This is a genomic window from Micromonospora sp. NPDC050397 (assembly GCF_044901685.1).
Taxonomy (GTDB): Bacteria; Actinomycetota; Actinomycetes; order Mycobacteriales; family Micromonosporaceae; genus Micromonospora_G.
This window is the reverse complement of sequence record NZ_JBJDPS010000008.1, coordinates 140,913-155,123: the sequence shown is the minus strand read 5'-3', so window position 1 is coordinate 155,123 and position 14,211 is coordinate 140,913. Positions and strand designations below refer to the sequence as shown.

The 14,211-nt window shown below is 70.2% G+C and carries 17 protein-coding genes; 13 read left to right on the top strand and 4 right to left on the bottom strand.

The window, feature by feature from the left end; translation table 11 throughout:
- Nucleotides 1–4 precede the first annotated feature (4 nt).
- Nucleotides 5–766, bottom strand: coding sequence for an SDR family NAD(P)-dependent oxidoreductase (locus tag ACI2K4_RS25095; protein ID WP_404514650.1), 762 nt, complete (start codon nucleotides 764–766; stop codon nucleotides 5–7).
- 262 nt (nucleotides 767–1,028) lie between these two features.
- Here ACI2K4_RS25095 and ACI2K4_RS25090 point away from each other — a divergent pair, with 262 nt between their 5' ends.
- The 9 genes from ACI2K4_RS25090 to ACI2K4_RS25050 all read left to right on the top strand — a co-directional run bounded on the left by ACI2K4_RS25090 (nucleotide 1,029) and on the right by ACI2K4_RS25050 (nucleotide 7,522).
- The gene (locus ACI2K4_RS25090) at nucleotides 1,029–2,552 is read left to right on the top strand and encodes a sensor histidine kinase (RefSeq protein ID WP_404514647.1); all 1,524 of its coding nucleotides are present in this window, start codon (nucleotides 1,029–1,031) and stop codon (nucleotides 2,550–2,552) included.
- Complete coding sequence (locus ACI2K4_RS25085) at nucleotides 2,533–2,997, top strand: roadblock/LC7 domain-containing protein (RefSeq protein WP_404514645.1); 465 nt, start codon at nucleotides 2,533–2,535, stop codon at nucleotides 2,995–2,997. Before ACI2K4_RS25090 ends, ACI2K4_RS25085 begins: the two co-directional genes overlap by 20 nt.
- Before the next feature lie 104 nt (nucleotides 2,998–3,101).
- Entirely contained in the window at nucleotides 3,102–3,446 is a 345-nt protein-coding gene (locus ACI2K4_RS25080) for a DUF742 domain-containing protein (protein WP_404514643.1), read from the top strand.
- Nucleotides 3,424–4,080, top strand: coding sequence for a GTP-binding protein (locus ACI2K4_RS25075; RefSeq protein ID WP_404514641.1), 657 nt, complete (start codon nucleotides 3,424–3,426; stop codon nucleotides 4,078–4,080). Before ACI2K4_RS25080 ends, ACI2K4_RS25075 begins: the two co-directional genes overlap by 23 nt.
- A 25-nt stretch (nucleotides 4,081–4,105) precedes the next feature.
- Nucleotides 4,106–5,338: a styrene monooxygenase/indole monooxygenase family protein gene (locus ACI2K4_RS25070; protein WP_404514639.1), complete on the top strand. Its 1,233-nt coding sequence runs from the start codon at nucleotides 4,106–4,108 to the stop codon at nucleotides 5,336–5,338.
- Nucleotides 5,339–5,405: 67 nt separating this feature from the next.
- Complete coding sequence (locus ACI2K4_RS25065) at nucleotides 5,406–5,909, top strand: DinB family protein (protein WP_404514637.1); 504 nt, start codon at nucleotides 5,406–5,408, stop codon at nucleotides 5,907–5,909.
- A 75-nt stretch (nucleotides 5,910–5,984) separates the two neighbouring features.
- Nucleotides 5,985–6,731, top strand: coding sequence for a DUF6817 domain-containing protein (locus ACI2K4_RS25060; protein WP_404514635.1), 747 nt, complete (start codon nucleotides 5,985–5,987; stop codon nucleotides 6,729–6,731).
- The gene (locus ACI2K4_RS25055; RefSeq protein ID WP_404514633.1) at nucleotides 6,716–6,940 is read left to right on the top strand and encodes a hypothetical protein; all 225 of its coding nucleotides are present in this window, start codon (nucleotides 6,716–6,718) and stop codon (nucleotides 6,938–6,940) included. Before ACI2K4_RS25060 ends, ACI2K4_RS25055 begins: the two co-directional genes overlap by 16 nt.
- 234 nt (nucleotides 6,941–7,174) lie before the next feature.
- Nucleotides 7,175–7,522, top strand: a complete 348-nt coding sequence (locus ACI2K4_RS25050) for a hypothetical protein (protein ID WP_404514631.1) — start codon at nucleotides 7,175–7,177, stop codon at nucleotides 7,520–7,522.
- 139 nt (nucleotides 7,523–7,661) lie between these two features.
- Here ACI2K4_RS25050 and ACI2K4_RS25045 read toward each other — a convergent pair whose 3' ends face one another.
- Nucleotides 7,662–8,939: an MFS transporter gene (locus ACI2K4_RS25045; RefSeq protein ID WP_404514629.1), complete on the bottom strand. Its 1,278-nt coding sequence runs from the start codon at nucleotides 8,937–8,939 to the stop codon at nucleotides 7,662–7,664.
- Between the two features lie 115 nt (nucleotides 8,940–9,054).
- Here ACI2K4_RS25045 and ACI2K4_RS25040 point away from each other — a divergent pair, with 115 nt between their 5' ends.
- Together ACI2K4_RS25040 and ACI2K4_RS25035 are read left to right on the top strand one after the other, a co-directional pair.
- Nucleotides 9,055–9,948, top strand: coding sequence for a LysR family transcriptional regulator (locus ACI2K4_RS25040; protein ID WP_404514627.1), 894 nt, complete (start codon nucleotides 9,055–9,057; stop codon nucleotides 9,946–9,948).
- Nucleotides 9,949–10,345: 397 nt separating this feature from the next.
- Nucleotides 10,346–10,975 (top strand): hypothetical protein, encoded by a 630-nt coding sequence (locus tag ACI2K4_RS25035; RefSeq protein WP_404514784.1) that lies wholly within the window; start codon nucleotides 10,346–10,348, stop codon nucleotides 10,973–10,975.
- Nucleotides 10,976–11,070: 95 nt separating this feature from the next.
- On the opposite strand, the gene ACI2K4_RS25030 is transcribed toward ACI2K4_RS25035, so the two are convergent.
- Nucleotides 11,071–11,763 (bottom strand): alpha/beta fold hydrolase, encoded by a 693-nt coding sequence (locus ACI2K4_RS25030; protein ID WP_404514625.1) that lies wholly within the window; start codon nucleotides 11,761–11,763, stop codon nucleotides 11,071–11,073.
- Between the two features lie 55 nt (nucleotides 11,764–11,818).
- Complete coding sequence (locus tag ACI2K4_RS25025; RefSeq protein ID WP_404514623.1) at nucleotides 11,819–12,484, bottom strand: lysophospholipid acyltransferase family protein; 666 nt, start codon at nucleotides 12,482–12,484, stop codon at nucleotides 11,819–11,821.
- A 101-nt stretch (nucleotides 12,485–12,585) separates the two neighbouring features.
- Here ACI2K4_RS25025 and ACI2K4_RS25020 point away from each other — a divergent pair, with 101 nt between their 5' ends.
- Both ACI2K4_RS25020 and ACI2K4_RS25015 read left to right on the top strand, forming a co-directional pair.
- The gene (locus ACI2K4_RS25020; RefSeq protein WP_404514621.1) at nucleotides 12,586–13,263 is read left to right on the top strand and encodes a TetR/AcrR family transcriptional regulator; all 678 of its coding nucleotides are present in this window, start codon (nucleotides 12,586–12,588) and stop codon (nucleotides 13,261–13,263) included.
- 273 nt (nucleotides 13,264–13,536) lie between these two features.
- A complete protein-coding gene (locus ACI2K4_RS25015; protein ID WP_404514783.1) occupies nucleotides 13,537–14,166 on the top strand; it encodes a hypothetical protein in 630 nt (209 codons plus the stop codon).
- The last annotated feature ends 45 nt before the right edge of the window (nucleotides 14,167–14,211 follow it).

Here is a 14,211-nt window from a genome sequence, read left to right as displayed (position 1 = left end):
CGGGTTAGCCCCAGCGGCCGGAGAGGTGGCGGTAGGTGCGGGGGAGGGTGGCGCGGATCGCCACCGGCAGGTAGAGCCAGCGGGGGAGGTACGCCTCGGGGCGGCCGGCGGACATCGCGGTGAGCAGCGCGGCCGAGGCTCGTTCGGCCGAGACCGGACGCGGTGAGCGACGGTCGTAGGGGCGACCCCGGCGTACGAAGAAGGGGGTGTCCACCACGGCCGGGACCAGTTCGGTGATGACGATCCCGCGACCGGCGGTCTCGTGTCGCAGACTGTCGGCGAACACGCTCAACCCCGCCTTGGTCGCCGAGTAGACGGCCTCGTCGCGTACGCCGAGCCGGCCGGCGATCGAGCCGACGAAGCCCAGGTGCCCCCGCCCACGCTCCAGCATCCCGGGCAGTACGGCCCGGGTGAGCAGGACGGGCGCGGTCAGGTTGAGCGCCACCATCCGGGCGATCTCGGGTTCGTCCATCCCGGTGAACGAGCCGGCCCAGCCCTGCCCCGCGTTGTTGACCAGTACGTCCACCCGCCCCGCCTCGGCCAGCACCCGTTCGGCCAACTCGGCGGCGCCGGCCGGCTCGGTGAGGTCGCCGATCACCGCCGTACCGCCGATCCGGTCGGCCAGTGCGGTGAGCTTGCCGGCGTCGCGTCCGCCCAGGAAGACGCGGGCGCCGGCACCGGCCAACTGGGCGGCCGCCGCCGCGCCGATGCCCGACGACCCACCGGTGACCAGCGCTGTCGCGCCGTCGAAGCGGAGAATTCCCATCCCGGTAGTGTCGCCGCTGCGGGCCGTGGAAGCCGGCAGACCGGACAAACTCGCCGGGCTGGTGTCGCCGATCGTCGATGGCCTGCCCCTAGGGGTATGCACCCCGGGTGGAGCGTCAACCCCTATTGCCGTGCCGGATCGGGGCTGATTAGCTACAGCGAGCTATGGCGAAATCCCCTCGAACCATAAATAAATGGTGTTCCCTGCGTGAGTTCATCACTGATCCGGAAGAACAGGATATGTGCTGCTCAAAGGCTTACCGATGAACCGGCCAGGTGGACTGCGACGTCGGGTGGCCCGCTGGGTGGACCCGACCGTGGACGCCACCTCCACCGCCGCCCAGGGCAACGGAGCCGTACCCTTCCGACCCGCCTCCGCCGGCCAGGCGCCGGCCCTGCCCGGCCCACCCGTCCAGCCCGGTCCCCCCGTCCTACCCGGCCCGCCCGGACCGGACGCGGTGGCGCTGGCCTGGCCGGCGCTCTGCGAGCAGTTCGCGCTGCGCATCCTGGCGGCGGCGTACCAGACCGGGGGGCAGCTCGCGGCGGTCGAGGCGGAGGAGCAGGACCCGGCTCGGCTGGCCCAGTTCTACCGGATCGACCACGCCAACACCCGGATCCGGCGCCAGGCGGAGAACCTGCTGGTGCTCGCGGGGCGACCGGTCGACGACGCCGGTCGCCAGGTCACCTCCCTGATCGACGTGGTACGGGCGGCGACCTCGGCGATCGAGCACTACCCCCGGGTACGCCTCGGCGTGATCGCCCACCTCGCCGTGGTCGACTTCGCGGCCGACGACGTGATCCGGGTGCTGACCGAGGTGCTGGACAACGCGACCCGGTTCTCCCCGCCCGCCGCACCGGTCACCGTCTCGGTCCACCTCACCGAGGTCGGAAGCGTGCTGGTACGGGTCGAGGACGTCGGTCTCGGGTTCAAGCCGGGGCAACTCGCCGACGTCAACGCCATGCTGGCCAGCACCGTGCCGCTGGCCGTGGCCGGACCCCGGGTCAACCGGCTGGGACTGCTGGTGGTCCAGCGACTGGCCGCCGCGCACCGGATCGGCGTACGGCTCACCGCCCGACCGGGCGGCGGCACCACGGCGACCGTACTGCTCCCCGCCGGTCTGCTCTGCGAGATCCCCACCTTCCAGGAGACCGCGCCCCCGCCGCCCGGCCAACTCCCGCCCGCGCCGCCGCCGTACGTGCCGGCCCCGGCCGCACCGCCGCCCCCGATACCCCCGTCTCCGGCGGCCGGGCCGCCTCAGGGACCCCCGTCCCCGGCCAGCGGGCCGCGCCCGAACGTGTCGCACCCGATGGCCCCCCACCAACCGCCCCGCCAGCCGGGTGCCGCCCACCAGGGCCAGCTCAACGGTGCTGGCCCGGCCAATGGTGGCCAGCTCAACGGTGGTGGCCCGCTCAATGGTGCTGGCCCGCTCGTCGGCGGTGGCCAGCACAACGGTGCTGGCCGGGCCAATGGTGGCCAGCTCAACGGTGGTGGCCAGGCCAGCGCTGGTGGCCCGCTCGTCGGTGGTGGTCCGGGCGGTGGCCGGATCGGTGTCGACCCGGCGGGCTCGGGCGGCGGGGCGACCCTGAACGGTCTGCCCCGACGCGAGCCGACCAGCCTGCGCGGTGAACCGCCCGCCCGCCCCGGCGTCGCCGACGGCGCTCCGACCGCCGGCTCGGACCAACTCGCCTGGCCGGACGAGACGCTCGACTTCGCGGCCGGGTTCCGCGACGGACGCCAACCGCACCCCAGCAACGAAGGATCCCGTGATGACCAGCCCTCGCAGTGACGTCTCCCGCCCGCCGGCCGGAGCCCACACCCACCAGGAGTTCGCCTGGCTGATCGGACGATTCGCCAACGAGACGGCGGGGGTGACCCACGCACTGCTAGTGAGTCTCGACGGACTCCAGCTTGTCGCCTCCGAGGCGGTGAACCGGGACCTCGGCGACCAGCTCGCCGCGCTCACCTCCGGCCTGATCAGCATGGCCGACCGCAGCGCCGGGCTGCTCAACCTCGGACTCTCCGAGTACCTCACCGTTCGCCTGCCGGGCGGGCACCTGCTCTTCATGCGGGTGGGCGACTCGGCCGGTCTCGCGGTCGCCGCCACCAGCGGCTGTGACCTGCGGGTGGTGGCCTACCAGATGACGAAGTTCGTGGGCGCCGTCGGCCACCTGCTCAGTCCACAGGTACGCGGCGACCTCCAGCGCCGGACCGCTGGCCAGGCGGCCGGCTGACTCGCGCCGCCCGTGCACCCGTACCTGGAGCGCTGTCCGGGGCCGACCCCTGGGAGCACCGATCCCGATCCTGTCCGCGCGCTGAAAAGGGAGCGAACGCCATCGTGGCCAACGCACATTGGAAGGTGCGGCCCTACGTGCTGACCGGCGGTCGTACCCGCACCCGGCAGCGCCTCTTCGTACACACCCTGATCTCGGTGCCGTACTACGATGCCCGGTTCGCCGCCGGCTTACCACCCGAGACCAGGACACTGTACGACCGGGCCAGGCGCACCACCTCGGTCGCCGAACTCTCCGCGTACTCCGGGATGCCGCTCGGGGTGACCCGCGTGGTCATCGACGACCTCGCCACCACCAACCGGTTGCAGATCCATCCGGAGACGTATTCCACCCCGTTCGACTCCCGGCTTCTGGAAAGACTCCGCGATGGCCTCCTACAACTCGCCTGAGCCGCCGACCGTGATCACCTCAGCCAAGATCGTCGTCGCCGGTGGATTCGGGGTGGGCAAGACCACCCTGGTCGGTTCGATCTCGGAGATCCCGCCGGTCAACACCGAGGCGTGGATGACCTCGGCCAGCGAGTCGGTGGACCGGCTCGATCCGGGCATCGACAAGGCCACCACCACCGTGGCGATGGACTTCGGCCGCCGGACCGTCGCCGAGGACCTCGTCCTCTACCTCTTCGGTACGCCGGGACAGGCGCGGTTCTGGCCGATGTGGGACGACCTCTGCCGTGGCGCGGTCGGCGCGCTGGTGCTGGTCGACACCCGCCGACTCGACGTGTCGTTCGCGGCGGTCAACTACTTCGAACAGGACAGCGACCTGCCGTTCGTGGTCTGCGTGAACCTCTTCGACGGTCAGCTCACCCACCACCTGGCCGAAGTACGCCGGGCGCTCGCGCTCGGACCGGGCGTGCCGGTGATCAGTTGCGACGCCCGCGACACCAGCTCGGTGGCACGTGCGCTGCTCACCGTGGTCGAGCACACGATGCGCCGTACCGGTGGCGCCCCTCCCGCCGGACGGCCCGGCGCCGGTGCCGTCGCCGCCGGTGTCACCCCCACCTCCGCGCCCGCCGGCCGGTAGTCCCTACCACCCCTGGGAGAAGACGATGCGCAAGATCCTGATCATCGGGGCCGGCCAGTCCGGCCTGCAACTCGGTCTGAGTCTGCTGGCCGAGGGTTACCAGGTGACGCTGATGTCGGCGCGCACCCCGGAGGAGATCCGTGGTGGCTGGGTGATGAGCACCCAGGCGATGTTCCACCAGGCATTGCAGACCGAGCGGGCGTACGGGCTGAATTTCTGGGACGGAGAGGCACCGGCGATCGCCGGACTGCACGTCTCGCTCTCCGCGCCACCCGGCCAGCGGGCCCTGAGCGTCATCGCCCCGCTCGACGACCCGGGGCAGAGCACCGACCAGCGGGTGAAGATGGCGGCCTGGCTGGAGCTGTTCGAGGAGCGCGGCGGCACCGTGCACTACCAGGGTGTCACCACCGCCGACCTGGACGGGCTCACCCGGCTCGGCCGTTACGACCTGACCGTGGTCGCCGCGGGCAAGAGTGACCTGGTGGGCGTCTTCGACCGGGACCCGGCCCGATCGCCGTACACCGTCCCGCAGCGCGCCCTGGCGGTGTCGTACGTGCACGGGCTGGCGCCCGACCCCAGGTTCCCGGCACCGAGTGTGGGCTTCAACGCCGTACCCGGGTTGGGAGAGTTGTTCGTCATCCCCGGTCTGACCCGCAGCGGACCCTGCGACATCCTGTTCTGGGAGGCGGTCCCGGGCGGCCCGGCGGACCGGTGGCAGGACCGGCTCGACCCGGCGGAGCAGCTCAAGCTCACCCTGGACCTGGCCCAGCACTACACCCCCTGGGTGTACGACCGCTGCGCCGAGGTGGAACTGACCGACGCGCGGGCGACCCTCTCCGGCCGGTACACCCCGACCGTTCGGCGCCCGGTCGCCGAACTGCCCTCCGGTGGCCTGATCCTGGGCATGGCCGACGTGGTCATCTCCAACGACCCGATCACCGGACAGGGCAGCAACACCGCCGCCAAGTGTGCCGCCGCCTACCTGGAGGCGATCGTCCGCCACGGCGACCAGCCGTTCGACCGAGCATGGATGGAGCGGACCTTCGAGGATTTCTGGGCGCGCGCCGGTTCCTCGGTCACCAACTGGACAAACGCGATGCTGGCGCCGCTACCCGAACACGTACAGCAGATCCTCGGCACCGCGGCGGCGAACCCGACGGTGGCCCGACGGTTCGCCAACGGTTTCTCCGATCCGTCCGATTTCGACGACTGGCTGATGGACCCCGGCAAGACCGCCACCTACCTCGCCTCCGTGTGAAAGGAAGGGCCCCTTGTTAACGCATAGCGTTAACAAGGGGCCCTTCCTTTCACTTACCGTGGCCGGTATGGAGACGATGCCGCTCACGCCGCCGTTCGGTCCGGAACTCGTGGTCACCGCCGGCGAACGGCAGGTGCTGGAGTCCTTTCTCGACTTCTACCGAAGAATTGTCGTGACCAAGCTGCACGACGTGCCGGACGCCGACGCCAAGCGCCGGCTCGTACCCTCCGAGACCACGCTCGCCGGGCTGCTGCGGCACCTTGCGGTGGCCGAGCGCAACTGGTTCCAGCACCATCTTGCCGGGCATCCCACGCCCGCCGCGGACGCCGACGGTGGCTGGTCGGTCGACCAGGGCACCATGGCCGAGCTGCTCGAACAGTATTCGCAGGAGTGTGCCCGGTCGCGGGAGACCGCCGCCGGTTACGCCCTCGACGACACCGGCACGCACGAGCAGATGGGCCCGGTGTCGCTGCGCTGGATCTACGTCCACATGATCGACGAGACCGCCCGGCACGCGGGTCACATCGACATCCTGCGGGAGCTGACCGACGGTTCGACCGGGGTGTGGTGACGGCGGCCGGTTGGCTGTGACACATTCTCCTCGCAGGGGGGCCACGGCGGACCGGACCGGTCTATAACTGGAGCCGTGGACGGGGACGCGCGGCTCTCGGCGGAGGAATTCCTGCGGGCCCGGGGGGCGGAGGAGATCGCCCATCCGGGCGGCACGCTCTACCACCATCTGTGCCGGGTCGCCGACCGGCTGGCCTCCTGGGGCGCGCCGTACGACATCCAACTGGCCGGGCTCTGTCACGCCACCTACGGCACGGACGGCTTCGACACCGCCCTGCTTGAACCGGCCGACCGCGACATGCTGGTGGCCGTGGTCGGCAGCGCCGCCGAGGCGCTGGTCTACCGCTACGGCAGTTGCGACCGGCGGGCCGTTTACCCACGGCTGGGTGAGCCGGGACCGGTGCCGTTCCCGGACCGGTTCACCGGTCACGTGGTCGAGCCCTCCGAGCTGGAGCTGCGGGCGTTCGTGGAGATCACCGTCGCGAACGAACTGGACGTACTGGCGCACAGCCCGGCCCTGGCCGCCCAGCACGGCGCCGCGCTGTCGCGCCTGTTCGGCCGACTGAGGTCCCGGATGTCGCCCGCCGCCTGGCAGTCCTGCCGGCGCCACTTCGACCGGACCGGCTGGGCCGGCGAGCCGACGGTCGCGGCCGTCGAGATCGACGTGTTCGACCATCTCGTGCTGACGGTGGCCGACGTCGAGCGCACCGTCGACTTCTACCAGCGGGCGTTGGGTATGCGGCCACTCAGTTTCGGGTCGGGACGAAGGGCGCTGGCCTTCGGTACGAGCAAGTCAACCTCCAGCAGGTGGGTGCGGAGCTGAGCCCGAGGGCTGCTCGGGCGACACCGGGCAGCGCCGACATCTGCCTGATCGCCAGCACGCCCCTGGTGGACGTGCTCGCCCACCTCGATCGAGAGGGTGTGCCGGTGGAGTCGGGACCGGTGTCGCGTACCGGAGCGATGGGGCCGATGAGCAGCATCTATCTGCGCGACCCGGACGGCAACCTGATCGAGGTCAGCAACTACCCGTGACGTCCGCAGGAGCGGCGACGGCGATGATGGAGTACGCGGCCGAGCAGGCCGACGCGTTCGCGGCGAACCGCCACCTCGATCCCGACCGGTGCGATCAGCTCCGCCCGCTCGATCTCGGTGCCGGCACCGGGGCCTGGGCCCGCGCCTCCGTGCGGGGTCGGGACGGCATCGTTCACCAATCTCCCGACGGAAAACGACCACGCGCGTCGCGTTTCACCCGCCTACTGTGGCCGGATGAAACGCAGACTACGCCGGATCCGTGTCGATGATGTCGACTACCGCTGGCTGATCCGCCAGGACGGCGCGGGTCACATCGAGATACGGGTGTGGGGCGGCGCCACCGGGCGCGGCAGCCGGCTGGATGTCCGGGTGGCATTCGACGACCCGTGGCTGAACTTCGGGATCATCCTCACCGCGCCACCCGAGCGGATCGCCGAGGTGCTGGTGCTGGAGCCGGTCACCCCGGCAATCGTCGAGCGAGTCGTCCGGGCCGGACTGGCCGAGGGTTGGCGGCCCGACGCGACGGCCGGTCCGCTGCGCTTCGCCCTTGATCGCGCTCGCGAGCGACTGGTCAGAAACTGAGACCGTCCGGTGCGTTGGCAGTTCCCTCGGCGTCGAGCACCAGAGGCAGGTCGGAGGCCGATCCGGCCGGACGACGCTGTCCGGTCGGACCACCTGTCCGGCCGGACCACGCTGTCCGGCCGGGCGAACTGGAGAGGGGTCAGCGCGGGTTGGTGGCCACCGGCCGGGCCGTGGTGGCCGGGCTTGGGTGGGCCAGCAGCCGGCGGGCGACGGCCAGCGCGCCGACCGCGACGAGTACGGCGAAGCCGAGCAGCGCGACCCGCGTACTGACCTGCTGCAACGCGATCCCGATCCCGATCACCGGTACGGACAGCGCGAGGTAACCGGCGAGGAAGAACCCGGCCAACGCCTCCGCCCGGCTCTCCGGGCTGGCAATGGTGACAACGGTGCCGAGGGTGCCCTTGAACATCGCGCCGGCCCCGGCACCGGTCAACACCCCGCCGGCCAGGAAGACGCCCAGGCTGGGTGTGGGCAGCCAGGCGGCGAGCACGAGCAGCCCCATGCCGAGCAGCAGGCCGACCATCCCGGTCGCGATACTGCGTCGGTTCGGCCAGTGCGGCGTGGTCAACTGGACCACCACGCCGGCGGCGAAGACGAGGAAGATCGCCGTGCCGGCGAGCGCCCGGGAGGGGTGGTGCAGGGTGCCGGCGAGGAACGTACCGGAGAGTCCGGCGAGCAGGCCGAGCCCGCTGAACGCGATGAACGCGCCGGCCAGCGCGGCGTAGAACCGGCTCCGGTCGGCCGCCGGCACCGAGATGCGCTGCGTCCGGTAGCGGGGACGCGGGTTCGGCAGTTCCCGGCTGTCGGGCGAGAGCAGTACGCCGGCCAGCGCCAGCGCCAGCACGACCAGCAGCACCGCGTACGGCAGCCGCAGCGGCTGGGGGGCGTACTCGGCGAGCAGGCCGGCGATCAGTGGCCCGAGGCCGAGACCGCCCAGATTGGCGGTGGAGGCGACAAGTTGGGCCCGCCGGGGCGAGGCGTCCGGCCGGTGCGCCCGGTGCAGTTCCGCCAACCAGGCGGTCGCGGTCGCCGTCACCACGCCGACCGAAAGGCCGCTGAGCACCCGTGCGACAAAGAGGCCGGGCAGTTCTGGCCAGATCAGGAAGACGCTGGCGCTGAGCGCGCTGACCGCGACCGCCGGGGCCAGCATCCGGCGCCGGCCGTGCCAGTCGGAGATGTGTCCGGCGGTGAAGACGGTCACCAGGATTCCGGCGGCGTAGGCCGCGTAGATCAGGGTCACGGTGAAGGTGGAGAAGTGATCCTGTTGCTGGTAGAGCGGGTACAGCGGAGACGGCAGGGTGCCGAGCGCCATCACCGCCAGGAAGGCGAGCGCAACCGCCCAGAAGCCTCGCCCGTGCGCCCGTGCCGAAGGGCGCACACTCGGTCGGCTGATGAGGTTCAAGCTGGTCGTGGTCATGTTTCGGAGCACCTGTCTAAAGCCGTTGGGTCAGCTCCGATGGTGATCCGGAAAGTCATCGCCAGCCACGAAGAAAACTTCTATCCATTATCTTGATCCGTGATAAACACGAGGGATGGAACTCCGCCACCTCGCCACCTTCACCGCCGTGGCCGAGGAGGGCAGCTTCACCAGGGCCGCCGAGCGGCTCCGAGTGGTCCAGTCCGCCGTTTCCGCCGCAGTCCGCAACCTGGAGCGGGAACTCGGCGTACCGCTCTTCGAACGGACCACGCACCGGGTCGAGCTGACCGATGCCGGCCGGCTCCTGCTGCCGGAGGCCCGGCGTACGCTCGCCGCGGCGGAGGGCGCCCGCGAGGTCGTCGACCAGCTCCGGGGTGGGCTTCGGGGGACCGTACGACTCGGCATGATGCAGTCCCAACGCGCCTCCTCGGTGAGCGTGGCCCGACTGCTCGCCACCTTCCGTGCCGAGCATCCCGGCGTCGACGTGGAACTTCGGGTCGGGGCGAGCGGTGAGCACGCGGCCGACCTGCGCAGCGGGCGACTCGACCTGGCGTACCTGGCGCTGCCCGCCGGGTCGGCGGCGGGGCTGACCCTCGTCCCGCTGGAGGCCGAGCCGATGCCACTGGTGTGCCCGCCCGAGCATCCGCTCGCCGATCGTAGTGAGGTCGAACTTGTCGACCTGGCCGACGAGGCGTTTGTCGACACACCGCTGGACTGGGGAAACCGGATCGCGACCGATCGGGCGTTCGCCGCCGCAGAGGTCCGGCGGACCGTCCGTTACGAGGTCGGTGACCTGGGCAGCGTCCTCGACTTCGTGCAGTACCGGCTGGCTGTCGCCATCATGCCGGCGGGCAGGATCGGCGCCGAGTCCGATCTACGCCGGATCCCGATACGAAACCACGCGCCGATCTTCCGGACCTCGATCGCGGCCTCGGCCGAACGCCGGCTGGGCGCCCCCGCCCGTGCCCTGCTCGCGACCGCCCAGCGACAGGGCGGCGCCCCACTCTGAGTCCCCGTCCCCAACCACCCCAACCTCCCCCAATCGCCCCCACCCCCAACCGCCCCGGTGCGTCGATCATGAGGTTATCGCCCTCTTGATCATGTTCGGGCTGCGACAACCTCATGATCAACGGGGTGGGGGCGGGGCGGACCGGCGGGTGGTGGGCGGAATGTTCCGTTTGCGAGGTTTTCGGGCTTGATCGACTTGGGTTGGGGTCATGATCGGCGGAATGTTGGCTGGCCGGGGGTCGTTATACATCGCGTACGACCGGAGCAGCGCCGGAGGCAGTTTCCCCCGCCTCATAGAGCCTGTGGCCTCGTACTTTTTCCCGGGTTGTAGTGCCCACCCCCCTTTTGGGTGCTCCTCGGAACCCCCGAATGGAAGGTGAACCATCGTGAAGACGACCATGACCCGATGGCTCCCGGCTGTCGCGGAGACCTCGTTCGTTCGTAGGACCGCCCTGGGTGTTGCCGGCCTCGCCTTCGTCGGCGGCGCCGTCGCCGGACCGGCGTCGCATGCGTTCGCGTCCCCGGCGGAGCAGACCGCCCCGGCCATGACCACCGTCGCCGCCGTGAGCGCCGACAGCAAGCCGGCCATGGGCAAGCTGGTGCCGCACGGCACCCAAGGCGCCCAGTCGCACATCACCCTGAGCAAGGATCAGCTTGCCAACGCCAAGGCCATCACGGACACGGCCAGGAAGCTCGGCATGGGTGAGCGTGGCGCCGTCATCGCCGTCGCCACCTCGATGCAGGAGTCGAAGCTGGAGAACCTGGGTCACCTCGGTGACATGAACGACCACGACTCCCTGGGTCTGTTCCAGCAGCGTCCGAGTTCTGGTTGGGGTTCGCCTGAGCAGATCACCGACCCGGTGTACGCCTCGACGGCGTTCCTGAAGGGTCTGAAGCAGGTTGACGGTTGGCAGGACATGCCGCTGACCGATGCCGCGCAGAAGGTTCAGGTGTCGGCGTTCCCGGACGCGTACGCGCAGTGGGAGGACCAGGCCGCGCACATCGTGCAGGACGTCTGGACCAAGTAAGCACCACAGCACAGCGACACGAGCAAGCACCACCGTTGGTTGACAGAACGAGAGCCGGGCACCCGAGCAGGGTGCCCGGCTTTTCTGTGCCGATTTTACGAGTCCGCCGTACGTAGAAAGGCGCGGACCTCGGCGGCGAATTCGGCGGGTCGGGTGGCGTGGATGTGGTGCCCGGCCGCGATGGTGACCAGCCGACCGGCCGGCAGGTGGTTGGCCATCGCCGCAATCTCGTCCTGCGGCAGGTGACTGGTGGTGCCGCCAGCGACGACCAGGGTTGGCGCCGTGATCCGCCGTACTGCCGCACGCCACGTCGGTTCGGCCGCGTTGAGTTGCCGGATCACGGCGGGACGTACGGCCCAGTCGTAGGGGAGCGGTCCGTCGGGGCGCTGCGGAACGCTCAGGCCCAACGGCACCGGCGGTGGTGTCTCCTCCAGGACCAGTGCCCCGACCCGGTCCGGGTACGTCGCCGCGAAGAGGTACGCCACCACACCGCCGAGCGAGTGCCCGACGAGCGTGACTCGGCCCAACCCCAACTCGTCGAGGAAGCCGAGCAGGTCGTCCCGCATCAGCTCGATCGAATAGTGGCCGGGCTGGTCGCTGAGACCGTGCCCACGCAGGTCGGGCGCGTACACCCGCCACCCGTCGGCGAACCCGGTCAGCAGATCGTGCCAGGTCGACCCGTCACCCGCGCCGCCGTGCAACAGCACCATCGGTGGGGCGGCGGGGTCCCCGGCGACCCGATAACCCAGGCGTACGTCGCCGACGTCGAGCAGGTGTTGGTCGGTCACGCCGGCAGGGTAGCCCTCGTCCCTCCCGGCGGCCACACCCTGTTCCCACCCCTGGCTACACCTTGCTCGGGTCGTTGTAGCTGGCGGCGTACTCCTGTCCGGAGAGCGCACCGATGGCCCGTACGATCTCGTCGGTGACCCGGCGGCGGTCGGACGCGGAGGTCGCCTCACCGTGCTCCGGGCCGAAATGCAGCGGGGCGCCGAACCGGATGGTCACCCGGCTGATCCCGGGGAGTCGGTTGCCGACCGGCTGGATGCGGTCGGTCCCCTCCAGCGCGACCGGCACCACCGGTACGCGAGCGGTCAGTGCGAGCCAACCCACCCCGGTACGACCCCGGTAGAGCCGGCCGTCGACCGAGCGGGTGCCCTCGGGATAGATGCCGAAGGCGTCCCCCGAGGCGAGCACCTCCAGCGCCGCGTCGAGTGACGCCTGCGCGGCCCGGTTGGCTCCGCGTTGCACCGGCACCGAGCCGATCGCCTCGAAGAACCAGCGCACCACCCGCCCCCGCAGACCCTTGCCCTGGAAGTACTCCGCCTTGGTCAGGAAGACGACGCGTCGGGGTGCCATCAGCGGGATGACGATGCTGTCGAAGAACGACAGGTGGTTGCTGGCCAGGATCACCGCACCCCGCATCGGTACGTTCGACCGGCCCTCGATGACGGGGCGGTAGATGATCCGGACCAGCGGGATCAGCAGGGCTCTGACGATCGGGTAGAGCACTCTGCTCTCCTCGGGGAGTTCGGGGGTGGGCCTGGTGTCAGGGACTATAGCGTCCGAACGGTCGGACGCTATGAGGGTCGATCCTGGTTATAGTGATCGTCGTGAGCCCGCGCCGTTCGAGCACCGAAGCCGGTCAGACCCGGGCCGCGATCCTGGCGCGTGGTGTCGAGGTTGCCTCGGTCGAAGGTCTGGAGGGACTCACCATCGGCCGGCTGGCTGCCGATCTCGGCCTGAGCAAGTCCGGTCTGCTGGGCCACTTCGGCTCGAAGGAAGCTCTCCAGTTGGCGGTTGTCGACGCTGCCGCCGAACGTTTCTTCCGGGAGACCGCTACGGACGAGGTCGGGATCAGCCCCGGGCTGCCCCGCCTGCGCGCGATGTGTGAGGCGTGGATCTCCCACGTGGAGCGCGAGGTGTTTCCCGGCGGCTGCTTCTTCACCGCCGCCGCGAGCGAGTACGACGACCGGAACGGTCCCGTGCGCGACGCGGTCGCCGGGCTCGTCGGGCTCTGGGAACGTGACCTGCGCCTGCACGTACGCCTTGCGGTCGCGGACGGGGATCTGCCGGCCGGAACCGACCCGGATCAGGTGGTGTTCGAACTCGTCGGCCACATGTTGGCCTTGAACCACGCCCTGCGTCTGCACCGCGACCCTGGCGCGACGTTTCGGGCCCGCCGAGCCATCGACAGCCGCCTGGCGTCACCCCGGGCGTCGTTGCCGACAAATCGGGCGATGAGCCCAGTCGTGACATCCGGCGACCATCGGGCGACTTCACCCGCTTAGTTACCCCTCCTCCGAATGGGCCGGCGCCAGGTGGCGTGACCGTTCCGTTTGCGAGGTTTTTGGGCTTGATCAACTTGGGTTGGGGTCATGATCGGCGGAATGTTGGCTGGCCGGGGGTCGTTATACATCGCGTACGACCGGAGCAGCGCCGAGGCGTCCCCCGCCTCATAGAGCCTGTGGCCTCGTACTTCTTCCCGAGTGACGCACCTGTGTCCCCCACGTGTGTGCGCCTCGGAACCCCCGAATGGAAGGTGAACCATCGTGAAGACGACCATGACCCGATGGCTCCCGGCTGTCGCAGAGACCTCGTTCGTTCGTAGGACCGCCCTGGGTGTTGCCGGCCTCGCCTTTGTCGGCGGCGCCGTCGCCGGACCGGCGAGCCACGCGTTCGCGTCCCCGGCGGAGCAGACCGCCCCGGCCATGACCACCGTCGCCGCCGTGAGCGCCGACAGCAAGCCGGCCATGGACAAGCTGGTGCCGCACGGCACCCAAGGCGCCCAGTCGCACATCACCCTGAGTAAGGATCAGCTTGCCAACGCCAAGGCCATCACGGACACGGCGAAGAAGCTGGGCATGGGTGAGCGTGGCGCCGTGATCGCGGTCGCCACCTCGATGCAGGAGTCGAAGTTGGAGAACCTGGGTCACCTGGGTGACATGAACGACCACGACTCGCTGGGTCTGTTCCAGCAGCGCCCCAGCTCCGGTTGGGGTTCGCCTGAGCAGATCACCGACCCGGTGTATGCGTCGACGGCGTTCCTGAAGGGTCTGAAGCAGGTTGACGGTTGGCAGGACATGCCGCTGACCGATGCCGCGCAGAAGGTTCAGGTGTCGGCGTTCCCGGATGCGTACGCGCAGTGGGAGGACCAGGCCGCGCACATCGTGCAGGACGTCTGGACCAAGTAAGCAACGTACAAGAGCCGGGTCCCGGAGACGGGGCCCGGCTTTTGG

Excerpts from the sequence above, each read along its gene's own strand:
- ACI2K4_RS25075 (WP_404514641.1), top strand. The coding sequence starts at position 3,424 with ATGGCCTCCTACAACTCGCCTGAGCCGCCGACCGTGATCACCTCAGCC.
- ACI2K4_RS25065 (WP_404514637.1), top strand. The coding sequence starts at position 5,406 with ATGGAGACGATGCCGCTCACGCCGCCGTTCGGTCCGGAACTCGTGGTC.
- ACI2K4_RS25050 (WP_404514631.1), top strand. The coding sequence starts at position 7,175 with ATGAAACGCAGACTACGCCGGATCCGTGTCGATGATGTCGACTACCGC.
- ACI2K4_RS25015 (WP_404514783.1), top strand. The coding sequence starts at position 13,537 with ATGACCCGATGGCTCCCGGCTGTCGCAGAGACCTCGTTCGTTCGTAGG.
- ACI2K4_RS25070 (WP_404514639.1), top strand. The coding sequence starts at position 4,106 with ATGCGCAAGATCCTGATCATCGGGGCCGGCCAGTCCGGCCTGCAACTC.
- ACI2K4_RS25090 (WP_404514647.1), top strand. The coding sequence starts at position 1,029 with ATGAACCGGCCAGGTGGACTGCGACGTCGGGTGGCCCGCTGGGTGGAC.
- ACI2K4_RS25045 (WP_404514629.1), bottom strand. The coding sequence starts at position 8,939 with ATGACCACGACCAGCTTGAACCTCATCAGCCGACCGAGTGTGCGCCCT.
- ACI2K4_RS25085 (WP_404514645.1), top strand. The coding sequence starts at position 2,533 with ATGACCAGCCCTCGCAGTGACGTCTCCCGCCCGCCGGCCGGAGCCCAC.
- ACI2K4_RS25040 (WP_404514627.1), top strand. The coding sequence starts at position 9,055 with ATGGAACTCCGCCACCTCGCCACCTTCACCGCCGTGGCCGAGGAGGGC.
- ACI2K4_RS25035 (WP_404514784.1), top strand. The coding sequence starts at position 10,346 with ATGACCCGATGGCTCCCGGCTGTCGCGGAGACCTCGTTCGTTCGTAGG.
- ACI2K4_RS25095 (WP_404514650.1), bottom strand. The coding sequence starts at position 766 with ATGGGAATTCTCCGCTTCGACGGCGCGACAGCGCTGGTCACCGGTGGG.